Below are 13,436 nucleotides of genomic sequence, written 5' to 3' on the forward strand. Positions count from 1 at the left end.
CGTGCGGTGGGTGACGTACCGGTCGGCAGTCGACGGGTCCGATCGGGTCGGGCTGGTGGACCAGGGCGAGATCCGGGGGCTCCGGCAACCGGTCCGGCTGATCGACCTGCTCGGGGACGACGGCGAGCGACTGGCGCGCGCGGCCAAGGACGCCCGGCGCGACCCGGTGGAGGTCGTGCCGCTGGCGAGCGCGACGCTGCGGGCTCCGATCCCGGTGCCGCCGTCCGTCCGCGACTTCATGGTCTTCGAGGCGCACGTCCGCAACGCCCGCGGCGGAGCCGAGCTGGATCCGGCCTTCTACGACGCGCCGGTCTTCTACTTCACCAACCCGGCCGCCGTCCTCGGCCCGCACGACGACGTGCCGGTCTCGCCCGGCTCGGCCGCCTTCGACTACGAGTTGGAGCTCGGCGCGGTCGTCGGACGCGCCGGCGCCGACCTCGACCCCGCCGAGGCCGAGGAGCACATCGCCGGTTACCTGATCTTCTGCGACTGGAGCGCCCGCGACCTCCAGCGCAGCGAGATGCGCCACGGGCTCGGCCCGGCCAAGGGCAAGGACGGCGCCACCACCCTGGGCCCTGCGCTGGTCACCCCCGACGAGCTGGCGCCCCACCGGCGGGGCAAGGGCTTCGACCTGCAGGCCTCCGTCACCGTGAACGGCCGGACCTTCACGACGTCGAGCGCCGCGGACCCGCTCTGGTCGTTCGGCGAGATGCTGGCCTACGCCTCGCGCGGCACCCGGCTGGTCCCGGGGGACGTCATCGGCAGCGGCACGGTCGGCACCGGGTGCATCCTCGAGCTCTCCGCGCTGCACGGCGCCGAGGCCTACCCGTGGCTGCGGCCGGGCGACGAGGTGCAGGTCGCCGTCGACGTGCTCGGGGAGCTCCGGGTCACGGTCGTCGAGGGCGCACCCGTGCGACCGCTGGCCCGGCCCGCCGGGCACTGAGAGGAGCCGACGTGTCAGGACACGGGATGGACGGCGCCCTGCCGGATCCGCGGCTGGAGGAGGTGGCGGACGGGGTCCACGCCTACATCCAGCCCGACGGCAGCTGGTGGATCAACAACACCGGCTTCGTCGTCGGGAGCTCCCGGGTGTTCGCCGTCGACGCCTGCTCGACCGAACGGCGCACCCGCGGCCTGCTGACGGCGATGCGGCGCGTCACCGACGCCCCGGTGCGCACCCTGCTCAACACGCACCACCACGGGGACCACACGTTCGGCAACGGCTACTTCCCCGAGGCGACGATCATCGGCCACGAGGAGACCCGCCGGCTCATGCTCGGCCAGGAACCGCCGCCGAACGGCGTGATCTTCGAGCCGGTCGAGTGGGGGGACCTGCCGCCGGCGCCGCCGTTCCTCACTTACCGGGACGGCGTCGACGTGTGGGTGGACGACCGCCGGGTGGAGGTCCGCCACATCGGCACGGCCGCGCACACCACGAACGACTCGATCGCCTGGCTGCCCGAGGACGGGGTGCTGTTCACCGGGGACCTGGTGTTCAACGGTGGCACGCCGTTCCTGCTGGCCGGCTCGATCGCCGGAGCGCTCGACGCGCTGGACCGGCTGAGGGCGCTCTCGCCGCGGGTCGTCGTCCCGGGCCACGGGGCGGTGTGCGGGCCGGAGATCTTCGACCGGACCGAGGGCTACCTGCGGTTCGTGCAGCGCACCGCGGAGCAGGCGAGGGCCGCCGGGGTATCCGCGCTGGACGCCGCCCGCCAGACCGACCTCGGCGAGTACGCCGAGTGGCTGGACTCCGAGCGGATCGTCGGCAACCTGCACCGGGCCCTCCTGGAGCTCGACGGCGGCGCACGCGGTGCGGAGCTCGACATCGTCGCCGCGCTGCGCGACATGGTGAGCTTCCACGGCGGCCCGCTGCGCTGCTACGCCTGACGGCCCCACCGGCACCGAGGAGAGCGACCCCCATGACAGAGCTGAGCGGTGAGCACCCCGCACCCGGTGAGGTGCTGTGGCGGCCGACGCCGGAGCGGGTGGAGAACTCGCAGCTCACCGCCTTCGCCCGGGGTGTCGAGACGCGGCACGGGGTGCGCTTCGAGGACTACGAGTCGCTGTGGCGCTGGTCGGTCGAGAACCTCGAGGACTTCTGGGCCGAGGTCTGGAGCTTCTTCGACGTCGCCCCTGGGACGTCCTACGAGACGGTGCCGGCCGACCGCACCATGCCCGGCGCGACCTGGTTCCCCGGCGCGCGGCTGAACTACGCCGAGCACGTCCTCCGGAAGGGCGCGGGCCGCGGGAACGATCCGGTGCTGGTCGCGGTGGGTGAGGACGGCGAGAGCTACGAGCTCACCTGGGACGAGCTCACCGCGCAGGTCGGCGCGGCCGCCGCGTGGATGCGACGGCTGGGGGTGCGCGCGGGCGAGCGCGTCGTGGGGTACCTGCCCAACGTGCCGGAAGCGGTCGTGGCCGTCCTCGCCGCAGCCAGCATCGGTGCGGTGTGGTCGGCGTGCGGGCCGGAGATCGGCCTGCGCAGCGCGATCGACCGGTTCGGCCAGCTCGAGCCGGTGCTGCTCATCGCGACCGACGGCTACCGCTTCGGCGGACGAACCCACGACCGCCGGGAGCTGGTCGACGAGCTGGCAGCCGCCCTGCCCACGCTGCGTGCCGTGGTGCGGGTGCCGGTCGTCGGTCCCTCCGGCACGGGCACCCCCTGGGCGGAGCTGGTCGCGGAGCCGGCCGAGGTCGAGCCGGTCCAGCTGCCCTTCGACCACCCGCTGTGGATCGTCTACTCCTCCGGGACCACCGGCCTGCCCAAGGGGCTGGTGCACGGGCACGGCGGGGTCCTGCTGATGGCGCTGGCCCAGGGCGGATTGCAGGGCGACCCGCAGCCCGGTGACCGCGGCATGTCCTACACCTCCACCACCTGGATCATGTGGAACGGGATGGTCAGCGGGCTGCTGCACGGTGGCACCGCGGTCCTCTACGACGGCAACCCGATGCACCCCTCGGTCGACCGGCTGTGGGAGCTGGCCGCCGAGCACCGGCTCACCAGCCTCGGGGTCAGCCCCGGCTACCTGGCCGCCTGCGCCAAGGCGGGACTGCATCCCGGGCGGGACCACGACCTGTCGAACCTCCGCTCGATCGGGGTGACCGGCTCCCCCCTGCCGGCCACCTCCTACCGCTGGGTCTACGACGAACTGGGGCCGGACATCCTGCTCCGGGTGTTCAGCGGTGGCACGGACTTCGCTGCGTCGCTGGTCGGCGGCGCACCGTGGCTACCGGTGTACCTCGGCGAGATGTCCGGGCGGCAGCTCGGTTGCCACGTCGAGTCCTGGGACGCCGAGGGCCGGCCGGTGGTCGACGAGGTCGGCGAACTGGTCATCCGCTCGCCCATGCCGTCGATGCCGCTGCGCATCTGGGGGGACGACGACGGCCGCCGGTACCACGAGGCGTACTTCGACACCTATCCCGGCGTCTGGCGGCACGGCGACTGGCTGACCGTCACCGGTCGCGGCACCTGCATCATCAGCGGCCGCTCGGACTCCACGCTCAACCGGCACGGCGTGCGCATGGGCAGTGCGGACATCTACCAGGCGGTGGAGGCGCTGCCGGAGGTCGCCGAGGCCCTCGTGGTCGGCGTCGAGCAGCCCGACGGCGGCTACTGGCTGCCGCTGTTCGTGCGGCTGGCCGAGGGCGCCGTCCTCGACGATCCCCTGGTCGACCGCATCCGCGAGGCCGTCCGGACCCAGGCCTCGCCACGGCACGTGCCCGACGACGTGCTCGCGGTGCCGGCGATCCCGCACACCACCACGGGGAAGAAGCTCGAGGTGCCGGTGAAGCGGATCATGTCGGGCGTCCCGGTCGAGAAGGCCTGCAAGCTGGACGCCGTCGACGATCCGGCCGCGGTCACCTGGTTCGCCGACCTCGCGGCCCGGCGGCGGTCGGGCTAGGAGACTTCCCGCAGCAGACCCGTCGTGACGTCGTAGACGAACCCCCGAACCTCGTGGGAGAGCAGGTAGGGGCTCTCCTTGATCAGCATGATCGACTCGCGCACGTCGGCGTCCACGTCGGTGAAGGCGCGCGCCGCCCACGGTGGCCGCCGGCCGGTCGCCTCGAAGACCGTGTCGGAGAAGCTGACGTCGTCCGTGGACTGCAGCCCGCACTCGGTGTGGTGGATGAGCACGATCTCCCGGGTGCCCAGCGCGTGCTGGCTGATGGTCAGCGACCGGATGGCGTCCTCGGTGATGACGCCGCCGGCGTTGCGGATGACGTGCGCGTCGCCGATCTCGAGACCCAGCACCCCGAAGAGCGGGATGCGCGAGTCCATGCACGCCACCACGGCGACCTTGCGGGCAGGGCGCACCGGCTTGCTGCCGGGGAAGTTCTGCGCCCACTGCCGGTTCGCCTCGAGCATCCGGTCGATCTCGGCCATGGTCTCCTCCGCTTCCCCTCTGGGTTCCGGCGATGATCGTGGTCCCTGCGCGCGGGCGCCGCACGGGGACCGGTAGAGGCGTTCGTCACGGTATGGACGCATCCCGGCCGCGCCCCATTACGCTCCGGCACCGTGAGACGCCGCTCGGGGACGACGTGACGACGCTCAGCACCCTCACCTCTCCCGCGGTGCTGGCCTTCCTCCTGGGGGTGCTGGCGGCCCTCCTGCGCAGCGACGTCCGCTTCCCGGACGCGGTGCACACGGCACTGTCGTCCTACCTGCTGCTGGCGATCGGCCTCAAGGGCGGCGCCGGCCTGCGGGCGTCCGACGTGGGGGACGTCGTGCTGCCCGTGCTCGCCGCCGTCGCGCTCGGCGTCGTCACCCCTCTGCTCGCCTGGGCGGCGCTGCGCCTGCTCACTCGGCTGGAGCGGGTGGACCGAGCGGCGGTCGCGGCCCACTACGGATCCACCTCGCTGGTCACGTTCACCGCTGCCGTGGCGCTCCTGGAAGAGCAGGCCGAGCCCTACGAGCCCTACGCCGCCACGCTGCTCGCCGTGCTGGAGGTGCCCGGGATCCTGATCGGGTTGCTCCTCGCCGGCAGCGTGGCCGGGGCAGCCGGAGCGGGGCGGGGCGAGGCGGTCCGCGAGATCCTCACGGGCCGCAGCATCATGCTGCTGGTCGGCGGCCTGGCCATCGGCGCGGTGGCCCAACCGGCCTCCTACGACACCATCGCTCCTCTCTTCGTCGGCCTGTTCCCCGGCATCCTCGTGCTCTTCCTGCTCGACCTCGGGGTCCTGGCCGGCCGGCGGCTGCGCGACGTCCCCGCTGCCGGGCCCGGCCTGTTCGTCGCCGCACTGGCGATCCCGCTGGTCAACGGCACCCTCGGTGTGCTCGTCGGCACCGCGGTCGGCCTGTCCGTCGGCGGCGCCGCGCTCCTGGGGGTGCTGACCGCCAGCGCCAGCTACATCGCGGCCCCCGCGGCCGTACGGCTGGCGCTGCCCCAGGCGAACCCGGCCTACTACCTGACGACCAGCCTCGGGGTCACATTCCCGTTCAATCTGGTCGTGGGGATCCCGCTGTTCGTCGCGCTCGCGCGCGCCCTCGGCTGAAAGGCGGCACCGGCATGAGGACCGTCCCGGTCATCTGCGTGACCATCGTCGGCGAGGCGGTCGTGGAGAAGCGGCTGCTCCGCGCCATCGAGGCCCTGGGGGCCGGCGGCTGGACGGTCACGTCAGGGCACGGACGCGGCACCGGGTTCGTGCAGGCCAGCGAGTGGGAAGGCGCCAACGTCCGGATCGAGACGCTGGTCTCGCCGCCGGTGGCCGACTCGATCCTCGAGATGCTCGCCCGCGACTACTTCCCCCACTTCGCGGTCATCGCCTGGACCAGCCCCGTCTCGGTGGTCCGCGCCGACAAGTTCCTCTGACCGGCCCGCGCCGCCCCGCTCCGGGCAGGGCCGCCCGGCGTCCATCGGCGAGGATGTGCCCGTGCGGACGGTCGAGGAACACCAGGCAGCGGTCGAGGCCCTGCTGTCCCCGCTCGCCGAGGAGTCGGTGCCGGTGACGGCGGCCCACGGCCGGGTACTCGCCCGCGACGTCCTCGCGGCGGTCGCCCTGCCCGGCTTCGACAACTCCGCGATGGACGGCTACGCCGCGCGCTGGGCGGAGGTGGGCGGGGCGGCGGACCACGTCGTCTCGCTCCCGGTGGCCGAGGACATCCCCGCCGGGCGCACCGACGTCGTCCCCCTGGCGCCCGGGACGGTGCACCGGATCATGACCGGCGCCCCGCTGCCGCCCGGCGCCGACGTCGTCGTGCCCGTGGAGCTCACCGACGGCGGCACCGACGTCGTGGAGATCCGCGACTGCCCCGCCGCCGGCGCGCACCTCCGCCGGGCCGGCGAGGACATCGCCGCCGGCAACGTCGCGCTCGCCGCCGGTTCGCCGCTGGGCGCCGCGCAGCTCGGGCTCGCGGCCGCCGTCGGTCTCACCGAGCTGCCCGTGCGCCGTCGGCCGCGGGTGCTGATCCTCTCCACCGGCAGCGAACTGGTGGCGCCGGGCGTTCCGCTGGAACCCGGGCAGATCTACGAGTCGAACTCGCTCCTGCTGGCGGCCGCGGTCGAGGAGGCCGGCGGCATCCCGCGCCGGCTGCACTTCGTGCCCGACGACGTCGACGCGTTCCTCGGTACGGTGCGGGCGCAGCTCACCACGGCCGATCTGCTCCTCACCAGCGGCGGGGTGAGCGCCGGGGCCTACGAGGTCGTGAAGGACGCCTTCAGCGGGCTGGGCACTGTCGAGTTCCTCAAGGTCGGGATGCAGCCGGGCGGACCGCAGGGTGCCGGCACCGTCGACGGCGTCCCGGTGGTCACGCTGCCCGGCAACCCGGTGAGCGCGTTCGTCTCGTTCGAGGTGTTCGTGCGGCCGGCACTGCGCCGCGCTCTCGGGCACGCCGCTCCCGACCGCCTCCGCGCCCCGGCCCGGCTCACCGGCCCGCTGCGGTCCCCGGCCGGCCGCCGCCAGTTCCTCCGCGGCCGCTACGAGGACGGCGAGGTGTCGCAGGTCGGCGGGCCCGGGTCGCACCTGGTCGCGCACCTCGCGCGCGCCAACTGCCTGGTCGTCATCCCGGAGGACGTCACCGAACTGCCCGCCGGCGCCGAGGTCGACGTCGTGCTGATCGAAGGAGCTCTCCAGTGACCGGACCCCGGTTGACCCACGTCGACGAGACCGGTGCCGCGCGCATGGTCGATGTCAGCGCCAAGGCGGTGACCGCGCGGGAGGCGACCGCCGCCGGCCGGGTGCTGGTGAGCGCCGAGGTCCTGGGCCTGCTGCGCGGCACCGGCGTGCCCAAGGGCGACGCCGTCGCCGTCGCGCGGATCGCCGGCATCGCCGGCGCCAAGCGGACGCCGGACCTCGTGCCGCTGTGCCACCCCATTGCGCTGCACGGGGTGACGGTGGACATCGAGGTGGCCGACGACGCCGTCGAGATCACCGCGACCGCGCGCACCGCCGACCGCACGGGCGTGGAGATGGAGGCGCTCACCGCCGTCACCGTGGCGGGGCTGACGATGATCGACATGGTGAAGTCGGTCGATCCGCGGGCCTCGATCACCGACGTGCGGCTGCTGCGGAAGTCCGGCGGCAAGAGCGGCGAGTGGGTCCGGTGAGCGACCTCCCCGCCGGCGCCCGCGCCCTGGTGGTGACCGCGTCCAACCGCGCCGCCGCCGGCGTCTACGAGGACCGCAGCGGTCCGGTGCTGGCTGCCGGTCTGGTCGGGCTGGGCTTCGACGTGGAAGGACCCAAGGTCCGCCCGGACGACGCCGACGAGCTGGAGGACGTGCTGCGGGCGGCGGTCGACGCGCAGATCGACGTCGTCCTCACCACCGGGGGCACCGGGCTCTCCCCCACCGACGTGACCCCGGAGGCCACCCGGCGGGTGCTCGAACGGGAGGCGCCCGGCATCGCCGAGGCCCTGCGCCGGTACGGCGCGGAGAACGGCGTGCCGACGTCGGTGCTCTCCCGTGGCGTGGCCGGCACCGCCGGCCGCACGCTGATCGTCAACCTCCCCGGCTCGACCGGCGGGGTGAAGGACGCGCTCGCCGTGCTCGGCCCCCTGCTCCCGCACGTCGTCAGCCAGCTCCGCGGCGGCGACCACCCGGGCTGACGCGAGGTCGTGCCGCCGGCTCAGCTCCGGCGGGACCGCAGCCCGGCGATCAGCCCCGCGCACAGGACGAGCGTCCCGCCGGTGGCGATGCCGTAGCCCGACGCGTCGTCGTCGCTGACGAGAACCTGCAGCATGCCGAGGACGGCGAAGGCGGCTCCGGCGCCGAGGAGGCCCCGCAACCCCCGGTTCCGCATACCCATGACCGCACCTCCGGTGACCGTGCCGCGACTGGGCGGCACACCCTAGTGCCGCGGGAGGCCTACGCGGGCAGCACGACCCGCTCGGTACGGGTGTAGACGTTGCAGCCGTCGCCGCGCAGGAAGCCGACCAGGGTGATGCCCACCTCGCGGGCCAGTTCCACCGCCAGGGACGACGGCGCCGACACCGCGGCCAGCACCGGGACGCCGGCCATCGCCGCCTTCTGGGTCAGCTCGAAGCTGGCCCGCCCGCTCACCATGAGCACGTGCCCGGCCAGGGGCAGCCGGCCCGCACGGACGCCGTCGCCGATGACCTTGTCGACGGCGTTGTGCCGCCCGACGTCCTCGCGCAGGGCGACCAGGGCGCCGTCGGCGGTGAAGAGACCGGCCGCGTGCAGCCCACCGGTCTTGTCGAACACCTCCTGCTCGGCGCGCAGCCGGTCCGGCAGCGCGAGCAGCGTCTCCAGGGGCAGGCTCACCCGGTCCGCCGCGACGTCGAAGGCCGTCTTCGTGCGGATCGCGTCGATGCTCGCCTTGCCGCACACCCCGCACGAGCTGGACGTGTAGAAGTTCCGCTCCAGCCCCGTGTCGGGGATCGGCACGCCGGCGGCCAGGTCGACGTCGACGACGTTGTAGGTGTTGCGACCGTCGGCATCCACCGAGTCGCAGTAGCGCAGCCCGGCGACGTCCTCCGGGCCGGTGATGACGCCCTCGGTGGCCAGGAAACCATGCACCAGGTCGAAGTCGTCGCCGGGCGTGCGCATGGTGACCGCGAGCGGCGTCCCCGCCAGCCGGATCTCCAGCGGCTCCTCGGCGGCCACCGTGTCGGCGCGGGTGGTGCGCTGCGCCCCGCGGATGCGCAGGACCGGTGTCCGGCTCGTGACTCGTCCCACGGCGTGGACGCTACCCAGGCGGGCCTACGGTGACGCCGTGGACCAGCTGCCGCCGTACACCGCCCTCGTCCTGGCCGGTGGGCGGGCCGCCCGGCTCGGCGGCCAGGCCAAGCCGCAGCTGGAGGTCGGCGGCCGGTCCATGCTCGCCACCGTGCTGGGCGCGGTCGCCGATGCCGAGCGCCGGATCGTGGTCGGCCCGCCGCAGCCGGTACCCGGCGACGTCGCCGTCGTGCGCGAGCACCCTCCCGGCGGCGGACCCGTGGCGGCGCTGCGCGCCGGCCTGCCGTCGGTCCGCACGGAGGTGGTGGCCGTGCTCGCCGGCGACCTGCCCTTCCTGACCGCCGGGCTGATCGCCGAATTGCGTGCGGGACTGACCGACGACGGGGTGCTCGTCGTCGACGAGACCGGTCGCGACCAGCTGCTGGTGGGGGTCTGGCGGACCGCGGCGCTGCGGGACGTCCTGCCCGACGGGGACGGGCCCACGGCCCTGCGCCGCGTGCTGGCCCCGCTGACGACGACCCGGCTGCGCCCCACCGTCGCCCCGGGCACCCCGCCGCCCTGGCTCGACTGCGACACCCCCGCCGATCTGGCCCGGGCGCGGGCGATAGCCGGCGACGGTCGCGGGTAGGGGGCGGGCATGCGCATCGTCGTCGCCGGAGCACACGGGCAGATCGCCCGCCGTCTCGGCCGCCTGCTGTCCGCACGCGGGGACGCCGTCATCGGACTGATCCGCAACCCGGACCACCGGGCCGACCTGGAGGACGACGGCGTGACCCCGGCCCTCCTCGACCTGGAGACGGCGACGGTGGAGCAGGTGGCCGACGTCCTCGCCGGCGCCGATGCGGTCGTCTTCGCCGCCGGCGCGGGCCCGGGCAGCGGCGCCGCCCGCAAGGACACCGTCGACCGCGGGGCCGCCGTGCTGCTCGCGGACGCCGCCGAGCGGGCCGGCGTCCTCACCTACCTCCTCGTCTCCTCCATGGGCGTGGACCTGGTCGCCGACGGAGCCACTCCCGCGAGCGTGGACGAGGTCTTCACGGCCTACCTGCGGGCCAAGCTCGCCGCGGAGGAGGACCTGCTGGCCCGCCGGGACCTGGCGGTCACCGTGCTGCGCCCCGGGGGGCTCACCGACGAACCGGGCACCGGCCGGGTCACCCTCGCCCGGCACGTCGACCGGGGCAGCATCCCCCGGGACGACGTCGCCGCCGTCCTGGCGACGCTGCTCCACGGGAGCCGCGACGGCGTGGTGGCCGAGCTGGTGAGCGGGCCCACCCCCATCGCCGAGGCTGTCGCCACGCTGCCCTGACTACACCCGGCGGGCGCGGGTGACCTGGCTGCGCGCGGCGAGCATGTCGTCGGGCGGGTAGTCGACGCGCACGAGGGTCAGACCCCCGGCCGGCGCGACCGGCACCTCGCTGGCCCGCTCCTCCCGCGCGAAGAGGGATGCCGGCCACTCGGGCGGACGCCGCCCCTCCCCCACGGCGGTCAGCGCCCCGACCAGGCTGCGGACCATCGAGTGGCAGAAGGCGTCGGCGGAGGCCTCCACCGTGACCAGGTCGGCGTCCCGCGCGACGTCCAGCGCCAGCAGCGTGCGGATCGTCGTCGCCCCTTCGCGGCGTCGGCAGAAGGCCGCGAAGTCGTGCTCTCCGAGCAGCAGCGCGGCCGCCGCCGCCATGGCCGGGACGTCGAGCGGGCGTGGCCACGCGGCTGTGTCGGCCCGGCGCAGCGGCGGTGGGCCCCAGGGGGCGTCGGTCAGGCGGTAGACGTAGTGCCGCCCGAGCGCGGCGAAGCGCGCGTCGAAGTCCGGGTGCGCCTCCGTGACTGCGGGGACCGCGATGTCCGGCGGCAGGATCCCCCGCAGCCGGCGGACCAGTCGCTCGCGCTGCCCCTCCCACAGCTCCCGGGGGACGTCGCAGTGCGCGACCTGCCCGGCGGCGTGCACGCCGGCGTCGGTGCGGCCGGCGACGGTGAGCTCGACGGGTGTGCGCAGGATGGTGCTCAGCGCCCCCTCGAGGTCCCCCTGCACGGTCCGAAGCTCCGGTTGACGGGCCCAGCCGTGCAGCGCCGTGCCGTCGTAGCAGACCGCCAGACGGAGACGCACGAGCCCGCCACCGGGGTCGGTGACGGGCTCGGGCGGGTGCTGCTCGGTGTTCAGCGACGCGTCACTCGGGGTCGGGAGCCGACTCGCCGCCAGGGGCGTGCAGGCTCGCAGTGGCCGCGTCGCCCTGCTCGGCGGCGTTGACCTCGGCGGCCGCGGCATCGGCGAGCTCCGGGGAGACGTTGCCGCCCTCGACGACGACGCCGTTCTCCGCGGTCGGCTCGCGGTCGACGTCGCCGTCGTCCTGACGCTCACCGTCGGGGATGAAGACGTCGGCGACGACTTCCTGCGCCTCGTCGCCCGGCTGCGCGCCCGGGCTGGTCACTTGTCGCCGTCCGTGCCGGCGTCGGCCTCCGCGGTGGCGTCGTCGGCATCGTCCGGGCTGTCGGCGCTGTCCGCGGAATCAGCGCTGTCGGCGCTGTCGGCCGAGTCCGCGCTGTCCACCGAGTCGGCGGCAGTGTCGTCGGTCTCGACGGCGTCGGCGGTCACCTCTCCGGCAGCCGCGGCGGAGCCGGCGCCGGCGGCGAACTGCGTGCCACGGGCGCGCTCTGCCTCGCCGACCGCCTGCTGGGCGACGGTCAGCGCCTCGACCAGCTCGATGACCGCCATGGGGGCGTTGTCACCCTTGCGAGGTCCGACCTTGGTGATGCGGGTGTAGCCGCCCGGCCGGTTCGCGAAGCGCGGACCGATCTCGGCGAAGAGGGTGTGCACGACGTCCTTGTCGCGGATCGTCGTCATCACCTGGCGACGGGCGTGCAGGTCGCCGCGCTTGGCGAAGGTCACCAGCTTCTCGGCCAGGGGACGCAGCCGCTTGGCCTTGGCCTCGGTGGTGGTGATCCGCCCGTGCTCGAACAGCGACGTGGCCAGGTTGGCCAGCATCAGCCGCTGGTGCGCGGGGGATCCGCCGAGACGGGGACCCTTGGTGGGGGTGGGCATGTCGGTCCTTCCTCAGGCTGCCGGCCGGTGCCTGGCGGCTGCGTTCCTTGGTGACGTGCTGGAGAGGCCCCCTCGCAGGGCCCCGCCGCGAGCGTGCGAGCGGTGGGGGGCGAGGGGGTCCTTCCTCAGAGCTGCTCGGTCTCCTGGTAGGAGCCCTCGTCGTACTGCGCCTGGTCGTAGCCCGCGGCGTACTCGCCGGTGCCCTGGTAGGCGTCGGTCTCGTAGCCCTCGTCGTAGCTCTCGATGGAGGTGGGGATGAACCCGGGCGGGCTGTCCTTGAGGGCGAGGCCCATGGCCGCCAGCTTCATCTTGACCTCGTCGATCGACTTCGCGCCGAAGTTGCGGATGTCGAGCAGGTCGGCCTCGGAACGCGTGACGAGCTCACCGACGGTGTGCACGCCCTCGCGCTTGAGGCAGTTGTAGGACCGGACGGTGAGGTCCATGTCCTCGATCGGCATCGAGAAGTTCGCGATGTCGGCGGCCTCGGCCGGGCTGGGCCCGACCTCGATGCCCTCGGCGTCGATGTTCAGCTCGCGCAGCAGGCCGAAGAGCTCGACCAGCGTCGACCCGGCCGACGCGATGGCGTCCCGCGGGGCGAGGGAGGGCTTGGTCTCGACGTCGACGACGAGGCGGTCGAAGTCGGTGCGCTGCTCGACACGGGTCGCCTCGACCGCGTAGGTCACCTTCAGCACCGGGGAGTAGATCGAGTCCACGGGGATGCGGCCGATCTCCTGGCCGGGCTGCTTGTTCTGCGGCGCGGGCACGTAGCCACGGCCCCGCTCGACGACGAGCTCCACCTCGAGGCGGCCCTTGCCGTTGAGCGTGGCGATGTGCAGGTCGGGGTTGTGCACCTCGACGCCGGCCGGCGGAGCGATGTCCGCGGCGGTCACCTCGCCCGGGCCCTGCTTGCGCAGGTACATGGTCACCGGCTCGTCGGAGTCGGAGCTGACGACCAGGCCCTTGAGGTTGAGGATCAGCTCGGTGACGTCCTCCTTGACCCCCGGCACGGTGGTGAACTCGTGCAGGGTGCCCTCGATCCGGATGCTGGTGACAGCAGCGCCGGGGATCGACGACAGGAGCGTGCGACGCAGGGAGTTGCCGAGGGTGTAGCCGAAGCCGGGCTCGAGCGGCTCGATGACGAACCGCGAGCGCTGCTCGGTGATCGTCTCCTCGGTCAGCGTGGGGCGCTGTGCGATGAGCATTGTGTCTCCTTCAGGTCCTCCGGCGACCGCCATATGACGCCGTGAGGTGGGTGGTGCAGGCCCCGGCGGACA

The 13,436-nt window shown here is 74.0% G+C and carries 17 protein-coding genes; 10 read left to right on the forward strand and 7 right to left on the reverse strand.

Annotated features, from left to right (window positions below):
- The first annotated feature begins 10 nt into the window (after positions 1-10).
- The 3 genes from BN344_RS10860 to BN344_RS10870 are packed head-to-tail and all read left to right on the forward strand — an operon-like array spanning position 11 to position 3,902.
- The gene (locus BN344_RS10860) at positions 11-943 is read left to right on the forward strand and encodes a fumarylacetoacetate hydrolase family protein (protein WP_197022305.1); all 933 of its coding nucleotides are present in this window, start codon (positions 11-13) and stop codon (positions 941-943) included.
- A gap of 11 nt (positions 944-954) precedes the next feature.
- Positions 955-1,887 (forward strand): MBL fold metallo-hydrolase, encoded by a 933-nt coding sequence (locus BN344_RS10865; protein ID WP_231486732.1) that lies wholly within the window; start codon positions 955-957, stop codon positions 1,885-1,887.
- A 32-nt stretch (positions 1,888-1,919) separates the two neighbouring features.
- Entirely contained in the window at positions 1,920-3,902 is a 1,983-nt protein-coding gene (locus BN344_RS10870; protein WP_155858843.1) for an acetoacetate--CoA ligase, read from the forward strand.
- On the opposite strand, the gene BN344_RS10875 is transcribed toward BN344_RS10870, so the two are convergent.
- Positions 3,899-4,384: a beta-class carbonic anhydrase gene (locus BN344_RS10875; RefSeq protein ID WP_040338519.1), complete on the reverse strand. Its 486-nt coding sequence runs from the start codon at positions 4,382-4,384 to the stop codon at positions 3,899-3,901. The genes BN344_RS10870 and BN344_RS10875 overlap by 4 nt on opposite strands.
- Positions 4,385-4,539: 155 nt before the next feature.
- On the opposite strand from BN344_RS10875, the gene BN344_RS10880 reads away from it, so the two are divergent.
- From BN344_RS10880 to BN344_RS10900, 5 genes are all read left to right on the forward strand, one after another.
- Positions 4,540-5,493 carry a sodium-dependent bicarbonate transport family permease gene (locus BN344_RS10880; RefSeq protein WP_040338520.1) on the forward strand — a complete coding sequence of 318 codons (954 nt, stop codon included), beginning with the start codon at positions 4,540-4,542 and terminating at the stop codon, positions 5,491-5,493.
- 14 nt (positions 5,494-5,507) lie between these two features.
- Positions 5,508-5,810, forward strand: coding sequence for a P-II family nitrogen regulator (locus tag BN344_RS10885; RefSeq protein ID WP_040338521.1), 303 nt, complete (start codon positions 5,508-5,510; stop codon positions 5,808-5,810).
- Positions 5,811-5,871: 61 nt separating this feature from the next.
- A complete protein-coding gene (gene moeA / locus BN344_RS10890; RefSeq protein WP_040338522.1) occupies positions 5,872-7,074 on the forward strand; it encodes a molybdopterin molybdotransferase MoeA in 1,203 nt (400 codons plus the stop codon).
- Positions 7,071-7,544: a cyclic pyranopterin monophosphate synthase MoaC gene (moaC, locus tag BN344_RS10895; RefSeq protein ID WP_040338523.1), complete on the forward strand. Its 474-nt coding sequence runs from the start codon at positions 7,071-7,073 to the stop codon at positions 7,542-7,544. The genes moeA and moaC overlap by 4 nt, the downstream gene beginning before the upstream one ends.
- Positions 7,541-8,041 carry a MogA/MoaB family molybdenum cofactor biosynthesis protein gene (locus tag BN344_RS10900; RefSeq protein WP_040339108.1) on the forward strand — a complete coding sequence of 167 codons (501 nt, stop codon included), beginning with the start codon at positions 7,541-7,543 and terminating at the stop codon, positions 8,039-8,041. The genes moaC and BN344_RS10900 overlap by 4 nt, the downstream gene beginning before the upstream one ends.
- Before the next feature lie 20 nt (positions 8,042-8,061).
- Here BN344_RS10900 and BN344_RS19890 read toward each other — a convergent pair whose 3' ends face one another.
- Together BN344_RS19890 and fdhD are read right to left on the reverse strand one after the other, a co-directional pair.
- Entirely contained in the window at positions 8,062-8,241 is a 180-nt protein-coding gene (locus BN344_RS19890; protein WP_155858844.1) for a hypothetical protein, read from the reverse strand.
- A gap of 59 nt (positions 8,242-8,300) precedes the next feature.
- On the reverse strand, positions 8,301-9,131 hold the full coding sequence (fdhD, locus tag BN344_RS10905) for a formate dehydrogenase accessory sulfurtransferase FdhD (RefSeq protein ID WP_040338524.1): 831 nt from the start codon (positions 9,129-9,131) through the stop codon (positions 8,301-8,303).
- A gap of 37 nt (positions 9,132-9,168) precedes the next feature.
- On the opposite strand from fdhD, the gene mobA reads away from it, so the two are divergent.
- The gene (mobA, locus tag BN344_RS10910; RefSeq protein ID WP_040338525.1) at positions 9,169-9,759 is read left to right on the forward strand and encodes a molybdenum cofactor guanylyltransferase; all 591 of its coding nucleotides are present in this window, start codon (positions 9,169-9,171) and stop codon (positions 9,757-9,759) included.
- 9 nt (positions 9,760-9,768) lie between these two features.
- Positions 9,769-10,434: an NAD(P)-binding oxidoreductase gene (locus BN344_RS10915; protein ID WP_040338526.1), complete on the forward strand. Its 666-nt coding sequence runs from the start codon at positions 9,769-9,771 to the stop codon at positions 10,432-10,434.
- Here BN344_RS10915 and truA read toward each other — a convergent pair whose 3' ends face one another.
- The 4 genes from truA to BN344_RS10935 all read right to left on the reverse strand — a co-directional run bounded on the left by truA (position 10,435) and on the right by BN344_RS10935 (position 13,364).
- The gene (gene truA / locus BN344_RS10920; protein WP_040338527.1) at positions 10,435-11,229 is read right to left on the reverse strand and encodes a tRNA pseudouridine(38-40) synthase TruA; all 795 of its coding nucleotides are present in this window, start codon (positions 11,227-11,229) and stop codon (positions 10,435-10,437) included.
- Between the two features lie 61 nt (positions 11,230-11,290).
- Complete coding sequence (locus BN344_RS10925; protein ID WP_051515799.1) at positions 11,291-11,551, reverse strand: hypothetical protein; 261 nt, start codon at positions 11,549-11,551, stop codon at positions 11,291-11,293.
- Positions 11,548-12,162 carry a 50S ribosomal protein L17 gene (gene rplQ / locus BN344_RS21265; RefSeq protein ID WP_040338528.1) on the reverse strand — a complete coding sequence of 205 codons (615 nt, stop codon included), beginning with the start codon at positions 12,160-12,162 and terminating at the stop codon, positions 11,548-11,550. The genes BN344_RS10925 and rplQ overlap by 4 nt, the downstream gene beginning before the upstream one ends.
- Before the next feature lie 125 nt (positions 12,163-12,287).
- Positions 12,288-13,364, reverse strand: coding sequence for a DNA-directed RNA polymerase subunit alpha (locus tag BN344_RS10935; protein ID WP_040338529.1), 1,077 nt, complete (start codon positions 13,362-13,364; stop codon positions 12,288-12,290).
- Positions 13,365-13,436: the final 72 nt, after the last annotated feature.

It is taken from the genome of Candidatus Blastococcus massiliensis AP3, assembly GCF_000582785.1.
Taxonomy (GTDB): Bacteria; Actinomycetota; Actinomycetes; order Mycobacteriales; family Geodermatophilaceae; genus Blastococcus; species Blastococcus massiliensis.